Source organism: Streptomyces sp. NPDC001902, from assembly GCF_042891295.1.
In the GTDB taxonomy this organism is placed as follows: Bacteria; Actinomycetota; Actinomycetes; order Streptomycetales; family Streptomycetaceae; genus Actinacidiphila.
In genome coordinates, this window is record NZ_JBIATA010000008.1 from 95,935 (window position 1) to 118,814 (window position 22,880).

The 22,880-nt window shown below is 72.9% G+C and carries 21 protein-coding genes and 1 pseudogene; 14 read left to right on the forward strand and 8 right to left on the reverse strand.

Going from position 1 to position 22,880, the window contains the following annotated elements; translation table 11 throughout:
• Nucleotides 1-86: 86 nt before the first annotated feature.
• Genes ACFYYN_RS15745 through ACFYYN_RS15760 form a run of 4 tightly spaced genes read right to left on the reverse strand, consistent with a single transcriptional unit; the run spans nucleotide 87 to nucleotide 5,267 of the window.
• On the reverse strand, nucleotides 87-2,042 hold the full coding sequence (locus ACFYYN_RS15745) for an amylo-alpha-1,6-glucosidase (RefSeq protein ID WP_500546248.1): 1,956 nt from the start codon (nucleotides 2,040-2,042) through the stop codon (nucleotides 87-89).
• Nucleotides 2,039-3,409 (reverse strand): MGH1-like glycoside hydrolase domain-containing protein, encoded by a 1,371-nt coding sequence (locus ACFYYN_RS15750; protein WP_500546249.1) that lies wholly within the window; start codon nucleotides 3,407-3,409, stop codon nucleotides 2,039-2,041. The genes ACFYYN_RS15745 and ACFYYN_RS15750 overlap by 4 nt, the downstream gene beginning before the upstream one ends.
• Nucleotides 3,406-4,206, reverse strand: a complete 801-nt coding sequence (locus ACFYYN_RS15755; protein WP_500324620.1) for a sugar phosphate isomerase/epimerase family protein — start codon at nucleotides 4,204-4,206, stop codon at nucleotides 3,406-3,408. The genes ACFYYN_RS15750 and ACFYYN_RS15755 overlap by 4 nt, the downstream gene beginning before the upstream one ends.
• A 14-nt stretch (nucleotides 4,207-4,220) precedes the next feature.
• A complete protein-coding gene (locus tag ACFYYN_RS15760) occupies nucleotides 4,221-5,267 on the reverse strand; it encodes a zinc-dependent alcohol dehydrogenase (RefSeq protein ID WP_500546250.1) in 1,047 nt (348 codons plus the stop codon).
• A 152-nt stretch (nucleotides 5,268-5,419) separates the two neighbouring features.
• On the opposite strand from ACFYYN_RS15760, the gene ACFYYN_RS15765 reads away from it, so the two are divergent.
• From ACFYYN_RS15765 to ACFYYN_RS15805, 9 genes and pseudogenes are all read left to right on the forward strand, one after another.
• Nucleotides 5,420-6,820, forward strand: a complete 1,401-nt coding sequence (locus ACFYYN_RS15765; protein WP_500546251.1) for an ABC transporter substrate-binding protein — start codon at nucleotides 5,420-5,422, stop codon at nucleotides 6,818-6,820.
• A 34-nt stretch (nucleotides 6,821-6,854) separates the two neighbouring features.
• Nucleotides 6,855-7,865, forward strand: coding sequence for a carbohydrate ABC transporter permease (locus ACFYYN_RS15770; RefSeq protein WP_500546252.1), 1,011 nt, complete (start codon nucleotides 6,855-6,857; stop codon nucleotides 7,863-7,865).
• Complete coding sequence (locus ACFYYN_RS15775; protein ID WP_500324626.1) at nucleotides 7,865-8,734, forward strand: carbohydrate ABC transporter permease; 870 nt, start codon at nucleotides 7,865-7,867, stop codon at nucleotides 8,732-8,734. Before ACFYYN_RS15770 ends, ACFYYN_RS15775 begins: the two co-directional genes overlap by 1 nt.
• Nucleotides 8,735-8,769: 35 nt before the next feature.
• Nucleotides 8,770-9,966: an ROK family transcriptional regulator gene (locus ACFYYN_RS15780; protein WP_500546253.1), complete on the forward strand. Its 1,197-nt coding sequence runs from the start codon at nucleotides 8,770-8,772 to the stop codon at nucleotides 9,964-9,966.
• Between the two features lie 15 nt (nucleotides 9,967-9,981).
• A complete protein-coding gene (locus ACFYYN_RS15785) occupies nucleotides 9,982-10,854 on the forward strand; it encodes a Gfo/Idh/MocA family protein (protein ID WP_500546254.1) in 873 nt (290 codons plus the stop codon).
• A 56-nt stretch (nucleotides 10,855-10,910) separates the two neighbouring features.
• A pseudogene (locus ACFYYN_RS15790) lies at nucleotides 10,911-11,072 on the forward strand (gfo/Idh/MocA family oxidoreductase); the annotation flags it as partial.
• A 106-nt stretch (nucleotides 11,073-11,178) separates the two neighbouring features.
• On the forward strand, nucleotides 11,179-12,045 hold the full coding sequence (locus ACFYYN_RS15795) for an NAD-dependent epimerase/dehydratase family protein (protein ID WP_500546255.1): 867 nt from the start codon (nucleotides 11,179-11,181) through the stop codon (nucleotides 12,043-12,045).
• A gap of 77 nt (nucleotides 12,046-12,122) precedes the next feature.
• Nucleotides 12,123-12,998, forward strand: a complete 876-nt coding sequence (locus ACFYYN_RS15800) for a LysR family transcriptional regulator (protein WP_500546256.1) — start codon at nucleotides 12,123-12,125, stop codon at nucleotides 12,996-12,998.
• 104 nt (nucleotides 12,999-13,102) lie between these two features.
• On the forward strand, nucleotides 13,103-13,456 hold the full coding sequence (locus ACFYYN_RS15805) for a WhiB family transcriptional regulator (protein ID WP_500324632.1): 354 nt from the start codon (nucleotides 13,103-13,105) through the stop codon (nucleotides 13,454-13,456).
• A 70-nt stretch (nucleotides 13,457-13,526) separates the two neighbouring features.
• Here ACFYYN_RS15805 and ACFYYN_RS15810 read toward each other — a convergent pair whose 3' ends face one another.
• From ACFYYN_RS15810 to ACFYYN_RS15825, 4 genes are all read right to left on the reverse strand, one after another.
• A complete protein-coding gene (locus ACFYYN_RS15810; RefSeq protein WP_500546257.1) occupies nucleotides 13,527-13,952 on the reverse strand; it encodes a nuclear transport factor 2 family protein in 426 nt (141 codons plus the stop codon).
• Nucleotides 13,953-14,073: 121 nt separating this feature from the next.
• The gene (locus ACFYYN_RS15815) at nucleotides 14,074-14,868 is read right to left on the reverse strand and encodes an oxidoreductase (protein ID WP_500324635.1); all 795 of its coding nucleotides are present in this window, start codon (nucleotides 14,866-14,868) and stop codon (nucleotides 14,074-14,076) included.
• Between the two features lie 220 nt (nucleotides 14,869-15,088).
• Nucleotides 15,089-15,283, reverse strand: coding sequence for a hypothetical protein (locus ACFYYN_RS15820; RefSeq protein ID WP_500546258.1), 195 nt, complete (start codon nucleotides 15,281-15,283; stop codon nucleotides 15,089-15,091).
• An 81-nt stretch (nucleotides 15,284-15,364) separates the two neighbouring features.
• Nucleotides 15,365-16,165 (reverse strand): alpha/beta fold hydrolase, encoded by an 801-nt coding sequence (locus tag ACFYYN_RS15825; protein ID WP_500546397.1) that lies wholly within the window; start codon nucleotides 16,163-16,165, stop codon nucleotides 15,365-15,367.
• 251 nt (nucleotides 16,166-16,416) lie between these two features.
• On the opposite strand from ACFYYN_RS15825, the gene ACFYYN_RS15830 reads away from it, so the two are divergent.
• From ACFYYN_RS15830 to ACFYYN_RS15850, 5 genes are all read left to right on the forward strand, one after another.
• The gene (locus ACFYYN_RS15830; RefSeq protein WP_500546398.1) at nucleotides 16,417-17,598 is read left to right on the forward strand and encodes an ROK family protein; all 1,182 of its coding nucleotides are present in this window, start codon (nucleotides 16,417-16,419) and stop codon (nucleotides 17,596-17,598) included.
• Nucleotides 17,599-17,891: 293 nt separating this feature from the next.
• Nucleotides 17,892-19,073: an ROK family protein gene (locus ACFYYN_RS15835; RefSeq protein ID WP_500324639.1), complete on the forward strand. Its 1,182-nt coding sequence runs from the start codon at nucleotides 17,892-17,894 to the stop codon at nucleotides 19,071-19,073.
• A 101-nt stretch (nucleotides 19,074-19,174) separates the two neighbouring features.
• On the forward strand, nucleotides 19,175-20,716 hold the full coding sequence (locus tag ACFYYN_RS15840) for a sugar ABC transporter ATP-binding protein (protein WP_500324640.1): 1,542 nt from the start codon (nucleotides 19,175-19,177) through the stop codon (nucleotides 20,714-20,716).
• Nucleotides 20,716-21,753, forward strand: coding sequence for an ABC transporter permease (locus ACFYYN_RS15845; RefSeq protein WP_500546259.1), 1,038 nt, complete (start codon nucleotides 20,716-20,718; stop codon nucleotides 21,751-21,753). The genes ACFYYN_RS15840 and ACFYYN_RS15845 overlap by 1 nt, the downstream gene beginning before the upstream one ends.
• Before the next feature lie 85 nt (nucleotides 21,754-21,838).
• Complete coding sequence (locus tag ACFYYN_RS15850) at nucleotides 21,839-22,876, forward strand: substrate-binding domain-containing protein (protein WP_500546399.1); 1,038 nt, start codon at nucleotides 21,839-21,841, stop codon at nucleotides 22,874-22,876.
• The last annotated feature ends 4 nt before the right edge of the window (nucleotides 22,877-22,880 follow it).

The window sequence follows — 22,880 nt, forward strand, 5'->3', positions numbered from 1 at the left end:
CCGGGCCGGCTCCGCGGCACCGTGAAGGCCCCGGGTCCCCCGCCGTGACGGCGGGGGACCCGGGGCCCGGGCTGTGCCGGCCGGTCTCAGTGCAGCGCCTCGGGGCCGCCGTTGAGCGCGGTGAGCAGTGCCAGGGGCGTGGCCGCGGCCCAGGCCTGCGGCGAGCAGGAGTGCGGATACGGCACGGGGACCGGGTGCTCGTCCCGTCCGTACCCGGCCATCACCTCCGGCAGCCGCCAGTCGTGCGCGGCGGCCGCCTGGACCAGCCCGTGGGCGATCTCCGAGGCCTCCTCCGCCAGACCGCTGCGCGCCAGCCCCAGCACGACGACCGCGTTGTCGTGCGGCCAGATGCTGCCGCGGTGGTACGACAGCGGGTGGTAGGGGGCCTGGCCCGACGCCAGGGTGCGCACCCCCCAGCCGGAGAAGAAGTCGGGCTGCAGCAGGCGCCGTCCCACCGTCCGGGCGTCGGCCGGGTCGAGGATGCCGGACCACAGCAGGTGCCCGGCGTCCGAGGCGAGGGCGTCGACCTGCCGGTCCTCGCCGTCCAGGGCGAGGGCGGGGAAGTCCGGGCCGCTCATCCAGAAGTCCCGGCGGAACCGTTCCCGCAGGTCCGCCGCGGCCTTCTCGAGCCGTGCCGCCTCCTCGGCGTCGCCCCACACGGTCCGGGCCAGGCGCGCGGTGCGGACCAGGGCGTCGTAGGCGTAGCCCTGGACCTCGGCGACGGCGAGCGCGCCCTCGGGCCGGCGGCCGTCGGCGAAGCAGATGGCTCCTTCGGAGTCCTTCCAGTTCTGGTGCGCGAGCCCGCCGCGCGCGGCGTCGGAGGTGTAGCGGAGGTAGCCGCTCCCGCCCAGCCCGCCGTCGCGGAACATCCACTCCACCGCGGCACGGGCGTGCGGCTCCAGGCGCCGTGCGAGCCGCGGATCGCCGGTCGCCGCGCTGTGGGCCTCCAGCAGCACCAGGAACAGCGGCGTGGCGTCGGCACTGCCGTAGTAGCGGCCGTACGGCACCTGCCGGAAGTGGGCGAGTTCGCCGTGCCGGACTTCGTGCACGATCCGGCCCGGCTGCTCGAGGCGGGCCGCGTCGTACCGGGTGCCCTGGGTGGCCGCCAGCGCGAGGAGGGTGTCGGCGGCCAGCTCCGGCCGGTACGGCAGTGCGAACAGCGAGGTCAGCAGCGAATCGCGGCCGAAGAGGGTGAGGAACCAGGGGATGCCGGCCGCGGGCACCAGCAGCGGCTCGCCGGCCGGGCCCGTCGCCGGTACGCGGAGCCGGGCCAGGTCGGCCAGGCCCGCCGCGCAGGCCCGGGCGAGCTCGTCCCAGTTGGTGAGCGAACGCGGTCGCGGCCGCGCCTGGACGAAGCCGTCCTCCTCGGCGGCATGCCGGTTGCGGACCGCCAGCGGGTCCGGGGGAGCGGCCGGTTCCGCGGCGCCGTGGGGCACCGCCCGGACGCTCAGGGCGAGCTCGGCCGCACCGTGTCCGGGCAGGGACAGCCGCCAGGTGAGCAGGCGCGCGGTGCCCTCCGGCGCCAGCGGGCGGACTTCCGCGGGGGCGGGGGAGGCGGTGACGGTGGTCCGCGCGTCCCAGTCCTCGCCGCGCCGGTAGCGGAAGGTGACGCCGTCCGGCCGGTCCTCGGCGGTGCGCCGCCCGTCGGCCTTGTCGTAGTGCCGGTGGTCGCCCCGCAGCTCGAACTGGTCGGCGAAGTCCGCGTCCACCTCCAGCGCGATCTCCACCGTCGCCGGCTCCGCGCGGTTGCTGACCACGCGGACGCGCTCGGTGAGCGCACCCGCCACGACGGCCTGGCGGCGGAAGAGCGCGTACGCGGGCGGTTCGTCCCGGCCGCCCTCAGGGGTGAGCACGAAGCCGTCGTCGGAGGAGGTCAGCAGGGACGGCGCGACGCCGTCCGCGGTGAGCCGCCAGCGGCTCAGGTGCCGGGCGTCGCGGAGGAAGAGGCCGTCCGGGGTGTCGCCACGGCGTCCGGTGATGTCGCCGGAGCGGCTGGTGGAGGCGAAGGTGCCGCGGTGGACCAGCAGACGTTCGACGGTCATCGGGAGGGCTCTCCTAGCGGTGTCCGGTGCAGCAGGTCCAGGGCCAGCGCCGCGGTCCAGCTGAAGCGGCGGATGCCGCGGCCCTGGCCGCTGTGCGGTTCGACGTACTCGGCGAAGCCGGTGCGGCGGGCGTCGTCGAGCGCCTGGTCGCGCAGGGCGCCCGCCGCCTCGGTCGCGCCGTGCTGCCGCAGGCCGCGGTGGACCAGCCAGGCGGTGTTGAACCAACTGGGGCCCCGCCAGTAGCGGTTGCCGTCGTACTCGGGGGCGGTGAGGTCGTAGCTCGGCACCAGGTGCACCCGGCCGAGCCGGAAGCGCTCGCCGTGCGCCGTCGCGATCAGCGACCGTACGACGGTGTCGGGGAGGCCCGGCACGATCAGCGGTACGAGTCCCGCGACGCTGTGGCCGCCGGCGGCCCCGCCGGTCGTCAGGTCACGGGCGAGGAAGATGCCCGCGGTGGGGTCCCACAACCGGTCGACCAGCGCGGCCGTGGCCTCGGCCGCCTTCCGGCGGTGCGGTCCGGGGTCCGCGCCGGCGGCCGCGGCGATCTCGGCGAGGGCGTGCTCGGAGGCGATGAACAGGGCGTTGAAGCAGGGGTCCTCGAGGGCGAAGGCGTGCGGGGTGCGCGCGTCGTCGTAGCCGTGGTCGCGGTAGTCGGCGGCGAGCCGGACGTAGCGGCCGTAGTCGAGGTCGGTGGGGCGGTCGGCGGGCGCGCTGTGGTCGAGGTCCGCCCTGCGGAAGGACTCCGGCGGGGCCGGTTCGACCCGGGCGAGCGCCGCGTCCCAGACCGGGCTGTTGTCCAGGCCGGGCTCCCAGGGGTGCACCACGGCCGCCAGCCCGCCGCCGCCCAGGTCGCGCGAGGCGGCGAGGTAGCGGTGCCAGGCGGCGAGCCGGGGGTACATCCGGCGCAGGAAACCGCGGCGCCGGGACTCGGCCGGGTCCGCGAGGTGGACCTGCCAGGCGGCGAGGGCGTGCACCGGGGGCTGGACGATGCCGGAGGTCTCGATGTCCGCCGGCGCGCCCGAGGCGGCACCCGCGCCCGAGCTGCGCCAGAAGTCGGGGCTCGGGAAGTACGCGTCCAGGGGCACCGAGGGGTTGAACACGATGTGCGGGACACGGCCGTCGCGCCACTGCGCCCCCAGCAGGGTCTCCAGTTCGCGCTGGGCCCTGCGAGGGGCGAGCCGGGCCAGCCCGATGGCGATGAAGGCGGAGTCCCAGCTCCACTGGTGCGGGTAGAGGGTGCGCGAGGGGACGGTCGCCGCGCCCGTCCAGTTGGACAGCAGGACGCGGGCGGCGGCCCGGCGCAGCACGGCGTCCCGGTCCCCTTCGCGGTCAGGGGAGCGCAGGGCCGGTTCGAGGACGGCCGTCATCCGGCGGCCCGGTGCAGGAACGCGGGGACGGAGCGCACGGCGTCGACGGGGTCACCGGTCAGACGGCACTCCGCGGCCAGGTAGCCGTCGTACCCGGCGGCGTCCAGCGCCCCGAGCCAGGCCGGCCAGTCCAGGTGGCCGGCGCCGGGCTGGAAGCGGTTGGAGTCGCTGACCTGGGCGTGGCCGATCAGCGGTGCCACGGCCAGGATCGCCGCAGCAGGATCGGTCTCCTCGATGTTCATGTGGTAGCTGTCGATCCCGATGCGCACCGAGTCCAGACCCACGGTGCGGATCAGGTCGGCGGCCTGCTCCAGCCGGTTGACCATGTGGTCCTCGTAGCGGTTGAGGGGCTCCAGGAAGAGCGTGACACCCTCGGCGCGGGCGTGCTCGCCCAGTTCCGTCAGTCCCTTCAGGAGCACCTCGCGGTCCTCCTCCTCGCTGCGCGGCGGCTCGAAGGGCGGCAGCCTGCGGGAGAACATGCCGTACGAGGCGGGGGTCTGGGCGCCGCGGCCGCCGAGTTCGGCGATGACGCTGAGCTGCGACTTCATCTGGGCGACGGCGTCACGGCGCAGGTCGGGGTCGAAGGCGCCGAAGAAGTGCAGCATGTCGACGCAGACGGTCGGCATGACGACCCCGTCGGCCTGGGCCCTGCGCAGTTCGGGGAGCCGGTCGCGGAAGTGGAGGTCGCCCTTGCCGCGCAGTTCGATGGCGTCGTAGCCGGCTTCCTGGGCGAACTCCCACTTCTGCTGGAGGGTGTCACCGGGCAGCAGCTGTTCCTGGCAAGCGGTCTTGAACATGATCGAAGGGCCTCTCAGAACTCCAGGACGACCTGGAGCGCGTCGGCGGGACGCTCATCCAGCAGGACGTAGGCTTCGGCCGCCTCGGCGACCGGGACGACATGGCTGACGAGGGACTTCACGTCGACGCGGCCCTCGGCGACCAGCCGCAGGAAGGTCTGCTGGAGGCGTTCGACGCTCCAGCGCCCGCTGAGCTGCGGCGGGACCCCGCCGATCTGGGAGCAGATCAGCTGCACGCGGTTGTGGTGGAACTCGTCGCCGAGCCGCAGGCCCACGCCGTCGCCCTGGTAGAAGCCGGAGGCCACGACGCGCCCGCCGACCGCGACCGAGCGCAGGGCGTCGTGCAGGGCCGGGTAGGCGCCGCTGATCTCGATGGCGACGTCGGCGCCGCGGCCGTCGGTGGCAGCGCGGATCCGCTCGGCGACCGCGTCCGTGCGGGCGTTGAGGGTGGTCGTCGCGCCGTACTCCGCGGCCTTGGCGAGGCGGACGTCGAGCGCGTCGACCGCGGTGACGCGGGCGCCGTTCAGCTGGGCGAGCCTGGTAGTGAGCAGCCCGATGACGCCCTGGCCGAACACGGCGACGTCCTCACCGAGGTGGACGTCGGCGCCGAGGACGGCGTTGTAGGCGATCGCCCCGACGCGGGCGAAGGCACCGGCCAGCGGCTCCAGGCCGGCCGGGAGCACGTGCCCGATCATGCGCTCGGCGGGCACCACGCCCTCGCTGCGGTGGCCCCAGATGCCCCAGACGAGGTCGCCCACGGCGGGCATGCCGGCGACGTCCGTGAGCTCGGGTGAGACTTCCGTCACCTCGCCGACCTCGGAGTACCCCCAGCCCGCGACGGGGTACTCGATGCCCGCCGCGCCCTCGCGGAACAGGCGCGCCTCCGGGTCCCAGGTGCGGGTCAGGTACGGGTTGGTGCCGCGGTACGCGGTGAGCTCGGTGCCCGCCGAGATGCCGGAGTAGCGGGTTCGTACGCGCAGATGGCCAGGAGGCAGGGGAGCTGACTCGCTCGGGGCGACCTCCACCTGACGGGGGCCGGTGAACTGGACGACGCGTTCCACAGGGGGACTCCGGAAAGATCGGTTATGCGGTCCGTTCAGCCATCGGAGGCTGACTTACGTCGAAGATATCCGAGACTTAAGTCTTGTCAACAAGCAAAAGTGGTGCTCTGATGCAACGCGTACGTAACGCGAGGCTGACGTGAGGACGGTTGATGCGCATGTGGTCCCGACGGTCGAGGGCGCTGGCGAGCGGCTTGGCCGCCGCACTGGGGGTCGGGCTGATGTCCGGGTGCGCGGCACAGGACCCCGGCAAACCCGACGGCAAGATCACCGTCTGGAGCCTGGAGAACCTCACCGACCGCGTGGAGGCGACGAAGAAGACCATCGCCGCCTTCGAGAAGAGCAGCGGTGTGAAGGTGAACCTGGTCGGGGTCGACGAGGGCCAGCTGCCGCAGCTGATCATGTCGGCGGCCGCCGCGGGCACCCTCCCCGACGTCATCGGCGGCATACCCCTCGCGCCGGTCTGGCAGATGTACAGCAACGGCCTGCTGAACACCGGCGCCACGAAGAAGATCGTCGACGACCTGGGGCCGGGCACGTTCAACAGCAACGCCCTGAAGCTGACCGGCGACGGGGCCACCCGCCTCGGCGTGCCCAGCGACGCCTGGATGCAGATCCTCGTCTACCGCAAGGACCTCTTCGCCAAGGCCGGGCTCGCCGCCCCTGACAGCTACGACGCGATGCTCAAGGCCGCGCGCGAGCTCCACAGCGGCGGCACGAGCGGCATCTCGCTCTCCACCGACCCCGGTGACGTCTTCACCCAGCAGAGCTTCGAGGACCTCGCCCTCGCCAACGGCTGCGAACTCGCCGACACCAAGGGCGACGTCACCCTCGACAGCCCCCAGTGCGACCGCGCCTTCGACGCCTACAACAAGCTCGCCGGCGACTACGGCGCCCCGGGCACCCAGACCGTGGACACCACCCGGGCCACCTACTTCGCCGGGCGCTCCTCCATGATCGTCTGGTCCACCTTCCTCCTCGACGAGCTGGCCGGACTGCGCAACGACGCCCTGCCCAGCTGCGCCCAGTGCAAGAAGGACCCGCAGTACCTGTCCGACAACAGCGGGATCGTCACCGCGCTGAGCGGACCCGACTCCACCAAGCCCGCCCAGTTCGGCGAGGTCTCCTCGTGGGTCGTGACCAAGACCGCCGAGACCGCCGCCTCGGAGAAGTTCATCGAGTTCATGATGGGCGACGGCTACCAGGGCTGGTTCGGCATGGCCCCCGAGGGCAAGATCCCGGTCCGGGCGGGCACCGCCGACGACCCGCAGAAGTACCTCAAGGCCTGGCGCGCCAGCGACATCGGCGTGGACACCAAGAAGTCCATGGAAGAGGTCTTCTCGCCGCAGCTGCTCGACGAACTCGCCGCCGGCGTCGGCAACATGAAGCGCTGGGGCATCACCCAGGGCCAGGGGGCGCTGGTCGGCGCCACCATCGGCGAACTGCCCATCCCCAAGGCGGTGGGCGACATGACCACGGGCCAGACCTCCCCGCAGGAGGCGGCCGAGGAGGCCGACGCGGAAGTCGCGGCCCTGCAGAAGTCCCTCCAGTGAGCCGCACCCGGCCTCGTCCTTCAAGGAAGCAGTGATGAGCACCGCACAGAGCACACAGCAGCGGGGAAAGCCGGCCGCGGACAACGCGCAGGCCGGGCCCCGGCGGCGGCCCCTGACCCTGGCCCAGCGGGAGAACCGGGCGGGACTCGCCTTCGTCTCGCCCACCCTCCTGGTCGTCCTGGTCGTCGTGGTCCTCCCGATCGCCTGGACCGTCCTGCTGGCCTTCCAGCACGCCCGGCTGGTCGACATCCAGGGCATGGGCTTCCTGTCCAACTGGACCTGGGACAACTTCAGCGAGGTCTTCACCTCGCCCGGCTTCTGGACCTCCCTGTGGACCACCCTGGTCTACACGGTCGGCGCCACCGCCGGCTCCATCGTCCTCGGCCTGATCGCGGCGCTCGCGCTGCGCCGTCCCTTCCGCGGCCGGGCCCTGCTCCGCGGCACCATGCTGCTGCCGTACGTGGCGCCCGTGGTCGCCGTGACCTTCGTCTGGGAGATCGCCCTCAGCCCGCAGTTCGGCATCGTGAACGAGGTCGGCACCAAGGTGTTCGGCTGGGACGAGCCGGTCGCCTTCCTGTCCACCAGGTCCCAGGAGATCTCGCTCCTCGGGTGGCACGTCCACGTGCCGCTGGCCCTGCTCACCGTGATCGCCTTCGAGACCTGGCGCTACTTCCCCTTCGCGTTCCTGTTCCTGATGGCCCGTCTGCAGGCCGTCCCGGAGGGGCTGGAGGAGGCCGCCGTCGTCGACGGTGCCACCATCACGCAGCGGTTCCGCCACATCCTCCTGCCCCAGCTGATGCCGGTCATCGCCCTGCTGTCGGTGCTGCGCTTCATCCTCACCTTCAACAAGTTCGACGACATCTACCTGCTGACGGGCGGCGGCTCGGGCACCGACGTGGTCGCCGTGCGCGTCTACGACTTCCTCACCGCCCGCTACGACGTGGGCGCCGCCGCGGCCCAGGCCCTCGTCCTCGCCGCGATCCTCGCCGTGCTGCTCGGCATCTACTTCAAGTTCTTCGCCAAGAAGGTTCAGGAGGAGGCGTGATGGCCAGTCGCGCACAGATCGAGGACCGCACCTTCGCCGTCCTGCGCTGGGTGGTGATCGCCGGACTCGCGGTCATCACGATCTTCCCCTTCTACTACATGCTGCTGCTCTCGGTGAAGCCGATCGACCAGCTGCTGCTCGATCCCGGCAAGCTCTGGGTCGGTACCTCCGAGTTCACGCTCGACACCTACCGCACCGTCCTCAAGTCGGTCGACGACGGCGGCCAGGGCTTCCTGCGGATGCTCGGCAACTCCGCCCTGGTGGCGCTCGGCACCATGCTGCTGACCCTGCTGGTGTCGGTCCCGGGCGCCTACGCCATCACCCGGCTGAAGTTCTTCGGCGGCCGGCAGGTGAGCGCGCTGTTCCTGGCCGTCTACCTCTTCCCGGCGACGCTGCTCGCGGTGCCGCTGTTCGTCATCTTCGCCCGGATCGGCCTGCAGGGCAGCCTGTTCGGCCTCGCGATCGTCTACATCGCGCAGACCGTCCCGGTGTCCATCTACATGCTGAAGAACTACTTCATCACCATCCCGGAGAGCATCGAGGAGGCCGCCGCCCTCGACGGCGCCTCGCGGCTGCAGACCGTGCGCAAGGTCGTCCTGCCGCTGGCCGCCCCGTCGTTGATGGCCACCGGGCTGTACGTCTTCATGATCGCCTGGAACGAGTTCCTCTTCGCGCTGCTGTTCCTCGCCGCCGAACCCGGCAAGTGGACGGTCTCCCTGGGCCTGCAGCAACTCGCCAACGGCATCGAGGTGCCGAAGACCGTCCTCATGGCAGGCTCCGTCGTGCTGACGCTTCCCGTGGTACTCCTTTTCTACGCGGCCGAACGGCTCCTCACCGAGGGCCTGACCAGCGGCGCGGACAAGAGCTGAGCACCATGGCCCGACACGAGGGGGAGCGAGGACGGATGGCTACGCCCTGGAGCACCGCCGGACACCTGCTGGAACTGATCAGGACCGGGCAGGCGACCACCCGTGGGGAACTCCAGCGCGTGACGGGCCTGTCCCGCTCCACCGTCGGCCAGCGGCTGGACCAGCTCTTCGCCGCGGGCTGGCTGCGCACCGTACCCGGCGGGCAGTCCACCGGCGGACGCCCCTCCACCCACCTGCAGTTCGACTCCGGGCACGCCGCGGTGCTCGCCGCGGACCTGGACACCACCAGCGCCCGCGCCGCGGTGCTGGACCTGTCCGGCCGGGTGCTCGCCGAGCACACCGGGGAGTTGCTGCTCGACCAGGGCCCGGAGCGGGTACTGGACGAACTGGGCCGGTGGTTCGCCAAGCTCCTCGTGGCCGCCGGCGTCCCGGCGGCCACGGTGTGCGGCGTCGGCCTGTCGGTGCCCGGCCCCGTCGACTGGACCACCGGCGTGGTGGTCCGGCCGCCGATCATGCCGGGCTGGGACGGCTACCCCGTCCCGGCCCGGATGCAGGAGGCGCTCGCCCACCACGCCGGCCTGCCCGCCTCGGTACCGGTCCTCGTCGACAACGACGCCAACCTGATGGCCCTGGGTGAGCAGCGCGGCTCCTGGCGCGACTGCTCGGCCTTCGTCCTGGTCAAGGTGTCCACCGGCATCGGCGCGGGCGTCGTCATCGACGGCAGCGCCTTCCGCGGGATCGACGGCGGCGCGGGCGACCTCGGGCACATCCGCCTGCACGACGCGTCCGGCGCCCTGTGCATGTGCGGCTCCCACGGCTGCCTCGCCGCCGTCGCCAGCGGCCGCGCGCTGGCCGGGCAGCTCAGCGCCCTCGGCGTGCCGGCCGGCTCCGCCGCGCAGGTACGCGAGCACCTCGACGCCGGCCACCCCGACGCGGTGCGTCTGGCCCGCGAGGCCGGCCGGCGCTGCGGCGAGGTGCTGGTCACGGTCGTCACCCTGCTCAACCCCGGGGTCCTGATGATCGCCGGGGACCTCGCCGAGACCCACTTCGTCACCGGGGTGCGCGAACTGCTCTACCAGCGCGCGCTGCCCCGGGCCACCCGCAACCTGCAGGTCGTGACCTCCCGGCTCGGTGACCGCGCCGCCCTCGCCGGCGCCACCGCCATGGTGGTCGAGCACCTCTACGCCCCGGACCAGGCCAACGAACGCCTGACCGCCGCGGCGCCCAACTGACCCTGGAGCACCACCGTGAACACCCCTGCCCCCGTCGAGGTCGGGCTGATCGGCGCCGGCCCCTGGGCCCGCGCCATGCACGCGCGGATCCTGGCCGCCGGACCCGAGACCCGGCTCACCGCCGTCTGGGCCCGCCGGACCGAGGCCGCCCGCGAGATCGCCGCCACCTACGGCGCGGCGACGGCCGGCAGCCCCGAGGAACTCTTCGACCGCTGCGAGGCCGTGGCCTTCGCCGTGCCGCCCGCCGTCCAGGCCGAGCTGGCCGTACGGGCCGCGAAGGCCGGCAAGGCCCTGCTGCTGGAGAAGCCGCTCGGCCCCGACCTCGCCTCTGCACGCGCGGTCGCCGAAGCCGTCGCCGAGGCCGGTGTCGTCTCCCAGATGGTGCTGACCAAGCGCTACCAGGCCGAGACCCGCGCCTTCCTGCGGCGTGCACGGGAGGCCGAGGTCACCGGTGCCCGGTCCTGCTACCTGCACGGGGCCTTCCTCGGCGGGGAGTTCGCCACCGGCTGGCGCCTGGAACAGGGCGCCCTGCTCGACCTCGGTCCGCACCTGATCGACCTCCTCGACGCGGCCGTCGGCCCGATCACCTCGATCCGCGCCACCGGCGACCCCCGGCGATGGGTCGAGATCACCTGCGAGCACGAGAACGGGGCGGTGAGCCAGGCCTCCCTCTCCGGCAGCGTCCGGCTGCCGAAGCCGCGTACCCGGATCGAACTCCTGGGACCCGGTGGGGAGCTCGTCTACGACACCTCCGCCATCGACCACGAGGAGGGCTGGCCGGTGCTGCGCGCCGAGTTCGCCGCCGCCGTGCGCTCCGGCCGTGCGGGCGAGCTCGACGCGCGACGGGGACTGCGCCTGCAGGAGCTCATCGAGGCCGCCGTGCGCTGATGCCCGGCGGGTATCGCAGAGCGGGGAACAGGTCTTGGACGCGGTGCCCGCCGCGGGCGGTGAGCCAGGCCTCCCTCTCCGGCAGCGTCCGGTTGCCGAAGCCGCGTACCCGGATCGAACTCCTGGGGCCCGGTAGGGAGTTCGTCTAGGACACCTCCGCCATTGACCACGAGGAGGGCTGGCCGGTGCTGCGCGCCGAGTTCGCCGCCGCCGTGCGCTGATGCCCGGCGGGTATCACAGAGCGGGGAACAGGTCTTGGACGCGGTGCCCGCCCCGCCAGAAGACTCGGAGGTGTCACAGGACACCACGAGAGAGGCGAGCGTCATGAAGGTCTTCCTCACAGGAGGCTCCGGCTACATCGGACGGGCCACCATCGAGGCCCTGGTGCGCCGGGGGATCCAGGTCGTCGCGCTGGCGCGCACCGAGAACTCGGCCCGGGTCGTCGGCGACCTCGGGGCCGCCCCCGTGCGGGGGGAGCTGACCGATACGGACGTGCTACGGGCCACCGCGCGCGCCGCCGACGGGGTCATCCACCTGGGCCAGCACTACGGTCCCGACACCGCCGAGGTCGACCGGGCGGCGGCCGAGGCACTGCAGGACGGCGCCGGGCCGCGGCCCTACGTGCACACCGGCGGGGCGTGGGTCTACGGCGACACCGACGGCGTGGCCGACGAGGACGCCCCGCTGTCCCCGCCGCGCCTCACCGCCTGGCGGCTGGAGAACGAGAAGCGCGTGCTGGCCCGGGCCGCGACCGGCGAACGGCCGGTCGTGGTCATGCCCGGCCTGGTCCACGGCCGCAACGGCGGACTGGTCGAGGCCTTCTACGCGGCTCCGGGCCGGGAGACCGGCTCCGTGCCCTGCGTGGGCGACGGCGCCAACCACTGGTCGACCGTGCACGTCGACGACGTCGCCGAGCTCTACGCGCTGGCCCTGAACGCCGCGCCCGGCTCGGTGTACGCCGGGGTCAGCGACCTCCACCCGACCCAGGCGGAGATCGCCCACGCGGTGAGCCGGGCGATCGGCCACCCCGGGTCGGTCCGGCACCTGACCGCGGCTGAGGCCGAGGAGCGGATGGGCCCCATCGCGGAGGCCTTCGCCCTCGACCAGCGGCTCACCGGCGCCCGGGCCCGCCGGGAGCTGGGCTGGCGTCCCTCCCGGCTCGACCTCGCGGCCGACCTCGCCCGCCCCTGAGCCTCCCCGCTGAGGAGTGCGGGCCGGGCGGATACGCTCGGAGGTGTCCGTCCCGGTGAGCAGGCGAGGAGGGGCCCGTGGATCTGGATCTGCGCAAGCTGCGCTACTTCGTCGCGGTTGCCGAGGAGCTGCACTTCGGGAGGGCGGCGCAGCGCCTGCACATCGCGCAGCCCGTGCTGTCGCGGCAGATCAGGGCGCTGGAGAACGAACTCAAGGTGCTGTTGTTCTCCCGTGACCGCCGCAGCACCGAGCTCACCCCGGCCGGCACGCAACTCCTCGCCGACGCCGGACCGCTCCTGGCGGCCGCCGACGCCACCCGCCGGCGCGCCGTCCGGGCGGCCCGCGGCCTCGCCTCCTTCACCGTGGGCTTCATGCCCGGACTGATCGTCACGAGTGCCGTGCGGGAACTCTCCCGCCGGCACCCGGACCTGTCGGTCGACGTCGTCAGGACGAACTGGGACGACCAGACGGAAGTGATCCTCGACGGACGCGTCGACATCGGCTACGTCAGGATGCCCGTCGACACCCGCGGCCTGGCGACCCGCAGCCTCCTCACCGAACCCCGCGTCGCCGTCCTGCCCGCGGACCACCCTTACGCGGGCAAGCCCGCCCTGCGCATCGCGGACCTCGCCGGCGAGCACCTCCTCCAGGACCCCGCCGCCGTCCCCGAGTGGCGGGACATCGCGCGCGAGCTCGCCGACCCGCAGCCGCGGCCGGCCGTCCCGGGCTTCCGTTCCGTCGAGGAGAAGCTGGAGAGCGTGGCGGCGGGCCGCGGAGTCGTCGTGCTGCCGCTCTCCACCGCGACGTACTACACCCGCGCCGACATCGCCCATGTCGCGATCGAGGACATCGGTCCCAACCGCGTGTTCCTCGCCTGGGACGGCACCCGGCACGACCCGCTCATCGAGGAGTTCGCCGACATCGCCGTCGCCCGCGCCGACTCGTCCGCCTGACCGCTGAACGGTTTCCGCACCCGCTCCGTACTGAGGGCACGGGGACGAGAGGAGAAGCCCCGCGCGAAGGCGCGACGGGGCGGCGGAGCGGGAGAGAGACGCCGATGAAGCTTGACGTGGTGGGGGAGCCGGGGCCGACGGGCATCGCGGGCGAGTCCGACGTCTGGGTGGAGAACTGGGGAGCGCAGGCCATGTGCCGGATGGAGGACCCGGACGTGCTGTTCGTCCAGGGCGCCGCCCAAAAGCGCGTCAAGGCCGTGTGCGGCGGATGCCCCGTGCGCACCGAATGCCTGGCCGACGCCCTCGACAACCGTACCGAGTTCGGGATCTGGGGCGGAATGACGGAGCGTGAGCGCCGCGCCCTGCTGCGCCGCCGCCCCACCGTCACCTCCTGGCGCACCCTGCTGCGGACGGCTCGCCAGGCCTACGAGCGGGGTCCGCGGCAGGCCTCGGCCTGAGCACCGGAGCAGGGGGGCCGGGCCCGTCGGGCCCGGTCCGTCGGCCTCGCGGCGACCGCTGGATCGCCCCTCAGGCCGGAGCCTCGTCGCGCTTGACCGCCGCGGTCACGGGCCGGTCCTCGACGTAGGCGTCGAACCCGACGATCCTGCCCTCCTCGACGGTGAAGACGTGCACGACCGCGGAGTCGAAGGCCTGGCCGGTGTCGCGTCCGGTGCCCTGGGTCCGCCCCACGGCGACGACCTGGCCGCCGGCCTCGAAGAGCCGCTCGATCTCGATGCGGCTCTCGATCAGGTCGAAGGTCTTCCTGAAGAACGCGGCGAAACCGGCCGGTCCGGAATACGTGCCGCCGTGGGGAAGGGCCTCGGTCACCCGGATCCGGATCTCGGGGGAGGCGATGGCCGTCAGCGTGTCGCGGTCGGAGCGCAGCATCGCGTCGTACATCGCCTCGGCGACCTCGCGTGGGGCCGAGGTCCCGGATCCGGGTGTCTCGGGCATGGCGATCTCCTGAGGTGATTCAAGGATCAACTGTTGGGAAGGTTGTCGGATCGTAGGCGAGCATAGGGGAGTCGTGGACCCGCTCGCCGGGCTGTCCGCGGACTGTCCAACGGCGCGGGTCTCAGAGGGTCTTGATCAGGCCGCCGTCGATGGTGAAGTCCGCTCCGGTGACGTTCCCGGTGCGGTCGCTGGCGAGCATGAGGACGAGGTCCGCCACCTCCTCCGGCGTGGTGAGACGTCCCGTGGCGAGACCGCCGAGGCCCGCGAGGAGCTCCGCGACCGCGCTGTCGAGGTCCTTGCCCATGGCCTGGGCCACCTGGTCGGCCATCCCGTTCTCGCCGGTCCAGATGTCGGTGGACACCGGCCCCGGGGCGATCGAGTTGACCCGGACCCCGAGCGGGCCGACCTCCTTGGACAGCGCCTTGGAGAAGTTGGTCAGGGCCGCCTTGGACGCGGTGTAGTCGATCACGCCGGGGTCGGGCAGGAAGGCGTTCACGGAGCTGACCGTGACGACGGCCCCGCGGGATTCCAGCAGTCCGGGCAGCGCGGCGCGGCAGGCCCGCACCGCGCTCATGAGGTTGAGGTTCATGGTCGCCAGCCAGTCCTCGTCGGTGACCGACAGGAAGCCGCCGAGCCGCGGCTGGACGGCGCCGACGTTGTTGACCAGGACGTCGATCCCGCCGAACCGCTCCACCGCGGTCGCGACCAGTCGCTGGACGCCTTCCTGGGTCGCGAGGTCCCCGGCCACCGGCACGACGTCGTACGACCCGGCGAGCTCCGCCAGGCCCGCCCCCGGGCTGCGGGCGCCGGCGACCACGCGCGCGCCCTCCTCCGCGAAGGCGCGGACGGTGGCGAGCCCGATGCCCCGGCTGGCTCCGGTGACGACGACGGTCTTGTCCTTGAGGTGCAGGTCCATGGCGAGCCTTTCTTGATTGATTGATACAGATTTCGGGCCCGGTCGCGGTGGTGCGTTCCGGGTCGATGGTTGAAGGCTAAACCAATCTGGATCGTCCGATCAAGTAATTCCGGCCCGGCGTGACGCGCCCCACGGGGACGTGCACCAGCCTGGGCCGCAGTGCCCTGGTGAAGGACGTCGGTCCGCACAGGTAGGCGCGCGGGCCGGCCGCCACCTCGGCCTACAGGTCGGGCGCCCCCTGGTGGGCGTGGGGCGGCGCCCCCGCCGGGTCCTCGTACCAGACGTGCAGCCGGCCGCCGAGCCGCCGTACGCACTCCTCCACCTCGAAGCGCGGTGGGTGCGTCCACGGTGTGGGGTCGTGGTGGAGCACGGTGACCGGCCGGCGCGATCCGGTGGCGCTCAGCTGCCGCAGCATGCTGGCCGGCGGCGTGACGCCGATGCCGGAGGAGACGGGGGGTGACGCACCGGGCCGCCCGCTCCCGTCAGGCGGGCCGCGTCATCCGAGCCCGTCGAGGAAGGCGGTCATCGCCTGGCGCAGCGCGTCCGGGCGCTCCAGATGGAGGTCGTGGCCCGTACCGGGAACGCCGACGGCCACCGCCCGCGGCTGCCGACGGCACATCTCCTCGGCCTCCTCGGCCCCGATGATCCCCTTCTCGGCCAGGACGACCAGCGTCGGGCACCGCAGTGCCTCCCACTCCGCCCAGAAGTCCCGCTCCGCGTTCTCCCGCAGGGACGCGACCATCACGTCCCGGTCGAAGCGCGGCCACCAGCCGTCCTCGCGCCGCTCCAGGCCCTCCGCCCAGCCCCTGCCGACCGGGCCACCGCCGAGGAAGGCCGCGGCGGACTCCACCGAGGGGAAGGGCACCGGCCAGGAGTCCAGCCACGCCCCGATGTCCCCCGGAACGCCCGGGTTCGGGCCGCCGGGACCCGCCTCGACCAGCACCAGGGCCCGGACCAGGTCCGGACGGGCCGCGGCGGTCAGCATCGCGGTGTGGCCGCCGAGCGACTGGCCCACCAGGATCGCCGGCCCGGTCCCCGACTCCGCGATGACGGCGGCGGTGTCGGCGACGTAGGCCGCGCGGGAGACGTCCCCGGGACGCCGCTCGGAGGCGCCGTGCCCCCGCTGGTCCACCGCGACCACGCGATGACGGCGGCTCAGCCACCCCGCCGTGTCGTCCCATTCGCCCGCATGGCCGGCCAGGCCGTGCAGCAGGACCGCCGACGGCCCCGGACCGGGCAGGTCCCGGCACTCCAGCCGTACGCCGTCGCGGACCACGGTCATCCGGGACCACGTCATCATGAACCCCTTCCCCCTCCCGGCGCGGGCAGCCGTGCCGCGTGCCCGCCCCGCACCCTGCCGGACGCGGCGGGCGCCCGCAAACGGCGCCCCCCGGTGCCGCCCGGAGAAGGGGCCTCCGGGTGCCTTTCGGCGGTTTCTTTCCGGCCGCCCACCCCGGTGGTACGGTCCGGTCCAGTCGTGGCCCCGTCCGGAGGGTGACGAGACGCACCCGAGGATCACCGGCGAGGGAGAGGCGCGACGTGAGACGGATGACGGCCCGTCCGGCGAACGGGCACCAGGCGCGGGTGCTGCGCCTGTTGCGCGACGCGGGCCCGCAGTCGCGGGCCGTGCTCGGCGACCAGGTGGAACTCTCCCGGTCCAAGCTGGCGGTCGAGGTCGACCGCCTCCTGGAGACGGGCCTCGTGGTCCCCGACGGCCTCGCCGCCTCACGCGGCGGACGGCCCTCCCACAACGTGCGCCTCGCGCCCTCGCTGCGCTTCCTGGGCGTGGACATCGGCGCCACCTCGGTCGACGTCGCCGTCACCAACGCCGAGCTGGAGGTGCTCGGCCACCGTGCCGCGCGGTTCGACGTGCGCGAGGGGCCGGTCGCCGTGTTCGAGCAGGTGCTGGCGATGGCGGCCGAACTGCGCGCCACCGGCGCCGCGGAGAGCTTCGACGGGGCGGGGATCGGAGTGCCCGGGCCGGTGCGGTTCCCCGACGGCGTGCCGGTCGCCCCGCCGATCATGCCCGGCTGGGACGGGTTCCCCGTCCGGGAGGCCATGAGCCAGGAACTCGGCTGTCCCGTCCTGGTCGACAACGACGTGAACCTCATGGCGCTGGGGGAGCAGCACGCCGGGGTCGCCCGATCCGTGCGGGACTTCCTCTTCGTCAAGATCGGGACCGGCATCGGCTGCGGCATCGTCGTGGGCGGGCAGGTCTACCGCGGGGTCACCGGCAGCGCCGGGGACATCGGTCACATCCAGGTGGTGCCGGGCGGCATCTCCTGCGCCTGCGGCAACCACGGCTGTCTCGAAGCCTACTTCGGCGGGAGCGCCCTGGCCCGGGACGCGGCCGCCATGGCGGCCGCCGGGGAATCGGCGGCGCTCGCCGACCGGCTGGCCGCTGCCGGGACGCTCACCTCCGCCGACGTGGCGGCCGCCGCGGCGGCCGGGGACGGTGCCGCCCTCGACCTCATCCGGCAGGGCGGCAACCGCACGGGCCAGGTCATCGCCGGCCTGGTGAGCTTCTTCAACCCCGGACTCGTCGTGATCGGCGGCGGTCTCACCGGTCTGGGGCACACCCTCCTGGCGAGCATCCGCAGTCAGGTGTACGGCCAGTCGCTGCCGCTGGCCACCGGCAACCTGCCAATCGTCCTCAGTGAACTCGGCCCGACCGCGGGCGTGGTCGGGGCCACGCGACTGATCAGCGACCACGTCTTCTCGCCGGTGTGACCGACGGCGGGCACCGTCCGCCGTGGCGGGCCCGTCCCACCCCCGGTTCGCCACGTCGTCTCCGTGCGCGCCGTTCCGGGCGCGCCCACGCCCCCTGTCCCGCAGGTGAGTTGACCTCTTCCGGACTTTGTCCTGGAACCGGAAAAAGACCTTGCTGATTCCTGCGCAACTTCTTCCCCCACTGGACGGGCGCTGCTACTTTCCCATCGAAAGCCTGACGGAGCGGGACCGGCCGACGCCGGTCCGGTATCCCCATGCCGACGGCCGGGGGAGGTGAGGGGCACATGAGACGCATGACAGCTCGACCCGCCAACGCGCATCAGGCGCGGCTCCTGCGGCTGCTCCGTGACGGCGGTCCCAACTCCCGTGCCCAGATGGGGGACCAGATCGACCTGTCCCGTTCCAAGCTCGCCGTCGAGGTCGACCGGCTGCTGGAGACGGGTCTGGTCGTCGCGGACGGCCTGGCCGCCTCGCGCGGCGGGCGGCGTTCGCACAACATCAGGCTCGCCCCGGGCCTGCGCTTCCTCGGCGTCGACATCGGCGCCACCTCGGTCGACGTCGCCGTCACCAACGCCGAGCTGGAGGTGCTCGGCCACCTCAACCACCCGATGGACGTCCGTGAGGGACCGGTCGCCGTCTTCGAGCGGATCCTCGAAATGGCCGCCAAACTCAAGGCCGCCGGCCTCGCCGAAGGCTTCGACGGCGCGGGCATCGGGGTACCGGGGCCGGTGCGGTTCCCCGAGGGCGTCCCCGTCGCCCCGCCGATCATGCCCGGCTGGGACGGCTTCCCGGTCCGCGAGGCACTCAGCCAGGAACTGGGCTGCCCCGTCATGGTCGACAACGACGTGAACCTGATGGCCATGGGGGAGCAGCACGCCGGGGTCGCCCGCTCCGTGGGCGACTTCCTCTGCGTCAAGATCGGCACCGGCATCGGCTGCGGCATCGTCGTCGGCGGAGAGGTGCACCGCGGTGTGACGGGCAGCGCCGGCGACATCGGCCACATCAGGGTCGAGGCCGACGGACGCGCCTGCGCCTGCGGCAACAAGGGCTGCCTGGAGGCCCACTTCAGCGGCGCCGCGCTCGTCCAGGACGCCCTGGAGGCGGCCAGGTCAGGGCGGTCCGCCGCCCTCGCGGCCCGGCTCGAGGCGGCCGGTCAGCTGTCCGCCGTCGACGTCGCCGCGGCGGCCGCGGTCGGTGACGCGGCGGCACTCGAACTCATCCGCGAGGGGGGCAACCGCGTCGGGCAGGTCATCGCCGGGCTCGTCAGCTTCTTCAACCCCGCACTGGTCGTGATCGGCGGCGGCGTCACCGGCCTCGGCCACACGCTGCTCGCCAGCATCCGCAGCCAGGTCTACCGCCAGTCCCTGCCCCTGGCGACCGGCAACCTCCCGATCGTCCTGGGTGAACTGGGCCCCACCGCCGGCGTGATCGGCGCGGCCCGGCTCATCAGCGACCACGTGTTCTCCCCGGCCTGATCCCCCCACCGGCCAAGCGCTCCACCGGCACCACGGCACCACCGGCTCCACTGCACGCTCCGCACGCGCACGTGTCACCCGCACCCGCCGAGGGGATCGTCATGGCACCACAACCACCGGCACCGCCGCCCGCGACAGCAGCGCCGCTGCTCACCATGTCCGGCATCACCAAGTCCTTCCCCGGCGTCCGCGCCCTGGACGGCGTCGACCTGGACGTCCAGGCCGGCGAGGTGCACTGCCTCCTCGGCCAGAACGGCGCGGGGAAGTCCACCCTCATCAAGGTGCTCGCCGGGGCCCACCAGCCCGACGGCGGGGAGATCACCTGGCGCGGGGAACCAGTGTCGCTGAAGTCGCCGATCGCCGCCATGCGGCTCGGCATCGCGACCATCTACCAGGAACTCGACCTGGTCGAGGGGCTGTCCGTCGCCGAGAACGTCTTCCTCGGCCACGAACCGACCACCGCCGGCTTCGTCGTGCGCGGACGCGACGCACGCCGTGAAGCGGCCGTCCTGCTGCGCCGGCTCGGACACCCCGAGATCGACCCCGCCCGCCGCGTCGGTGACCTCTCGGCCGCCCAGCAGCAGATCGTCTCGATGGCCCGGGCGCTCTCCCACGACGTGCGCCTCATCGTCATGGACGAGCCGTCCGCCGCGCTGGACCCCGAGGAGACCGACAACCTGCTGCGCATCGTCGGGCAGCTGACCGCCGACGGCGTCGCGGTCGTCTACATCTCCCACCGGCTGGAGGAGATCCGCCGTGTCGGCGACCGGGTCACCGTCCTGAAGGACGGCCGCGCCGTCGCCGGCGGACTCCCCGCCAAGTCGATGCCCACGCGCGACATCGTCGCCCTCATGACGGGCCGTGACGTCGAGTACGTCTTCCCGCCGCGTCCCGCGGGACCGCGCTCCGGCGATCCCGTCCTGCGGGTCGAAGGGCTCGCCCGCGACGGCGAGTTCGCCGCCGTGGACCTGGAAGTGCGCCCGGGGGAGATCGTCGGGCTCGCCGGACTCGTGGGCTCCGGACGGTCGGAGATCCTCGAGACGCTCTACGGTGCCAGGAAGCCCACCGCCGGCCGGGTGACCGTCGACGGCCGGCCCCTCAAACCCGGCAGCGTCCGCTCCGCCGTCCGCGCCGGTCTGGGACTGGCGCCCGAGGAGCGCAAGGCGCAGGCACTGCTGATGCTGGAGTCCGTCACGCGCAACGTGTCGGTGTCCACGCTCGCCCGCTTCTCCCGGGCCGGCTGGCTCGACCGCAGGGAGGAACGACGGGCCGCACAGGAGTCCACCCGGTCGCTGTCGCTGCGGCCCGACAACCCCGACGCCCGGGTGCGCACCCTGTCCGGGGGCAACCAGCAGAAGGCCGTCCTGGCCCGCTGGCTGCTGCGCGGCTGCCGCGTCCTGCTGCTCGACGAGCCGACCCGGGGCGTCGACGTCGGCGCCCGCGCCGAGCTGTACGCGGTGATCCGCCGGCTCGCCGACGACGGGCTCGCCGTACTCCTCGTCTCCAGCGAGGTCCCCGAAGTCCTGGGGCTCGCGGACCGGGTGCTGGTGCTCCGTGAGGGACGCGTCGTGCACACGGCGCCCGCGACGGAGCTGGACGAACACCGCGTACTCGACCTCGTCATGGAAGGGAGCCCGAGCTGATGACACAGCCCGCTTCCCAGGCCCCGCAGGCACCGACGCCGCCCGCGGACGCGTCCCCCGTCACGAAGGGCGGCGGCCGGCGTCCGGCGCTGGGGCTCCACGCCGACGTCCGCAACCTGTCCCTGCTCGGCGTCCTCGCCGCCCTCGTCCTCGTCGGGGGCATCACGCAGCCCGACGCCTTCCTGGACGTCTCCAACCTCCAACTGGTGCTCACCCAGGCGTCCGTCATCGGTGTCGTCACCGTCGGCATGACCTTCGTGATCACCAGCGGGGGCATCGACCTGTCCGTCGGCGCGATCGTCGCGCTCTCCTCCGTGTGGGCGACGACCCTCGCCACCCAGGAGTACGGCTTCGTGGGCATCCTCTTCACCGCGGTCGTCGTCGGCGTCGGCTGCGGGCTGGTCAACGGGGTGCTCATCGCCTACGGCGGCATGGTGCCGTTCATCGCGACCCTCGCCATGCTCGCCTCGGCACGCGGGCTCGCCCTGTACCTCACCGACGGCAAGACGCAGATCGTCACCGTGAACTCGGTGCTCGACCTCGGCCTTCCCGCCAGCTACGTCCTCGGCATCCCGCCGCTGGTGCTGGTCTTCGCCGGAGTCACCGTCATCGGCTGGCTGGTGCTGAACCGGACGACGTTCGGGCGCCGGACCGTGGCCGTCGGCGGCAACGCGGAGGCGGCCCGCCTCGCCGGCATCGACGTCCGCCGGCAGCGGCTCTACCTCTACCTGCTGTCCGGGCTGTGCTGCGGCATCGCGGCCTTCATGCTGATCATCCTGTCCGGCTCGGGCCAGAACACCAACGGAAACCTCTACGAACTCGACGCCATCGCCGCGGCGATCATCGGCGGCACGCTGCTCAGCGGCGGCCGCGGCACGATCGTCGGCTCCGTCCTGGGCGTCCTGGTGTTCATCACCATCCAGAACATCTTCGCCCTCAACAACCTGGAGAGCGCCGTCCAGCAGATCGCCAAGGGAGCGATCATCGTGGCCGCCGTCCTGGTCCAGCGCAGCACCGTGCGCAACGGCGACGGCTGACACAGCCCGTCGCCCCCGCTCCACCCGACAACCCGCACGCGCCCCGCACCGCCCTATCCCGGAGGGTTTCACCGCCATGCCACGAATCCCGGTCACCAGCCGCAGAGGACTGCTCTTCGGCGCCGCCGCCGTCTCCGCCGGAGCGGCCCTCACCGCCTGCACCAGCAACGAGCCGAAGAAGGCGGACACGGCCGCCACCAAGGCCCCGGCCGCCGACGACAAGCCCGGCACGCCGGTCACGATCGGCTTCGCTGGCCCGCAGGCCGACCACGGCTGGCTCAACGCCATCAACCAGAACGCCAAGGACCGCGCCGCGAAGTACTCCGAGGTGACGCTGGAGATCACCGAGGGCTCCAACGACACCGCCGCCCAGATCGGGCAGATCCAGACGCTGATCAACAAGAAGGTCGACGTCCTGGTCATCCTGCCGGCCGACGGCAAGGCCCTCACCCAGGTGGGCCTGCAGGCCATGAAGGCCGGCATCCCGGTGATCAACCTGGACCGGATCTTCGCCTCCCCGCAGGCGTACCGCTGCTGGATCGGCGGCGACAACTACGGCATGGGGCTCAACGCCGGCCGCTACATCGGCGAGCAGCTCAAGGACAAGCCGGACGCCAAGGTCGTCGAGCTCGCCGGCATCGACAACCTGGAGCTGACCCGGCAGCGCACCCAGGGCTTCGACGACGCCCTGAAGAACTACCCCAACATCAGGAAGGTGGCCCGGCAGGCCGCCGAGTTCACCGTCGAGACCGGCCAGGCCAAGATGGCCCAGCTGCTGCAGGCGCAGAAGCAGTTCGACGCGCTGTGGAACCACGACGACGACCAGGGCGTCGGTGCCCTGCGCGCGATCGCGCAGGCGGGCCGTGACGAGTTCTTCATGGTCGGCGGCGCGGGGTCCAAGTCGGCGATGGACGCCATCAAGGCCGACAACGGCGTGCTGAAGGCGACCGTCCTGTACCCGCCCACCATGGCCGCCTCCGCCATCGACCTGGCCCGAGCGCTCGGACAGAAGAAGGGCGTCGGCGGGTTGTCGGAGCTGGAGATCCCCGCGTCGATCACCCTGTACTCGGCCGTCGTCACCAAGGAGAACGTCGACGAGTACCTGCCGACGGGCTTCATCTAACAGA

What these genes read in the sequence shown, in the direction of transcription:
- ACFYYN_RS15745 (WP_500546248.1), bottom strand. Translation starts at nt 2,042, where the DNA reads ATGACCGTCGAACGTCTGCTGGTCCACCGCGGCACCTTCGCCTCCACC.
- ACFYYN_RS15750 (WP_500546249.1), bottom strand. Translation starts at nt 3,409, where the DNA reads ATGACGGCCGTCCTCGAACCGGCCCTGCGCTCCCCTGACCGCGAAGGG.
- ACFYYN_RS15755 (WP_500324620.1), bottom strand. Translation starts at nt 4,206, where the DNA reads ATGTTCAAGACCGCTTGCCAGGAACAGCTGCTGCCCGGTGACACCCTC.
- ACFYYN_RS15765 (WP_500546251.1), top strand. Translation starts at nt 5,420, where the DNA reads ATGCGCATGTGGTCCCGACGGTCGAGGGCGCTGGCGAGCGGCTTGGCC.
- ACFYYN_RS15770 (WP_500546252.1), top strand. Translation starts at nt 6,855, where the DNA reads ATGAGCACCGCACAGAGCACACAGCAGCGGGGAAAGCCGGCCGCGGAC.
- ACFYYN_RS15775 (WP_500324626.1), top strand. Translation starts at nt 7,865, where the DNA reads ATGGCCAGTCGCGCACAGATCGAGGACCGCACCTTCGCCGTCCTGCGC.
- ACFYYN_RS15780 (WP_500546253.1), top strand. Translation starts at nt 8,770, where the DNA reads ATGGCTACGCCCTGGAGCACCGCCGGACACCTGCTGGAACTGATCAGG.
- ACFYYN_RS15795 (WP_500546255.1), top strand. Translation starts at nt 11,179, where the DNA reads ATGAAGGTCTTCCTCACAGGAGGCTCCGGCTACATCGGACGGGCCACC.
- ACFYYN_RS15805 (WP_500324632.1), top strand. Translation starts at nt 13,103, where the DNA reads ATGAAGCTTGACGTGGTGGGGGAGCCGGGGCCGACGGGCATCGCGGGC.
- ACFYYN_RS15810 (WP_500546257.1), bottom strand. Translation starts at nt 13,952, where the DNA reads ATGCCCGAGACACCCGGATCCGGGACCTCGGCCCCACGCGAGGTCGCC.
- ACFYYN_RS15815 (WP_500324635.1), bottom strand. Translation starts at nt 14,868, where the DNA reads ATGGACCTGCACCTCAAGGACAAGACCGTCGTCGTCACCGGAGCCAGC.
- ACFYYN_RS15820 (WP_500546258.1), bottom strand. Translation starts at nt 15,283, where the DNA reads ATGCTGCGGCAGCTGAGCGCCACCGGATCGCGCCGGCCGGTCACCGTG.
- ACFYYN_RS15825 (WP_500546397.1), bottom strand. Translation starts at nt 16,165, where the DNA reads ATGACGTGGTCCCGGATGACCGTGGTCCGCGACGGCGTACGGCTGGAG.
- ACFYYN_RS15830 (WP_500546398.1), top strand. Translation starts at nt 16,417, where the DNA reads ATGACGGCCCGTCCGGCGAACGGGCACCAGGCGCGGGTGCTGCGCCTG.
- ACFYYN_RS15835 (WP_500324639.1), top strand. Translation starts at nt 17,892, where the DNA reads ATGACAGCTCGACCCGCCAACGCGCATCAGGCGCGGCTCCTGCGGCTG.
- ACFYYN_RS15840 (WP_500324640.1), top strand. Translation starts at nt 19,175, where the DNA reads ATGGCACCACAACCACCGGCACCGCCGCCCGCGACAGCAGCGCCGCTG.
- ACFYYN_RS15845 (WP_500546259.1), top strand. Translation starts at nt 20,716, where the DNA reads ATGACACAGCCCGCTTCCCAGGCCCCGCAGGCACCGACGCCGCCCGCG.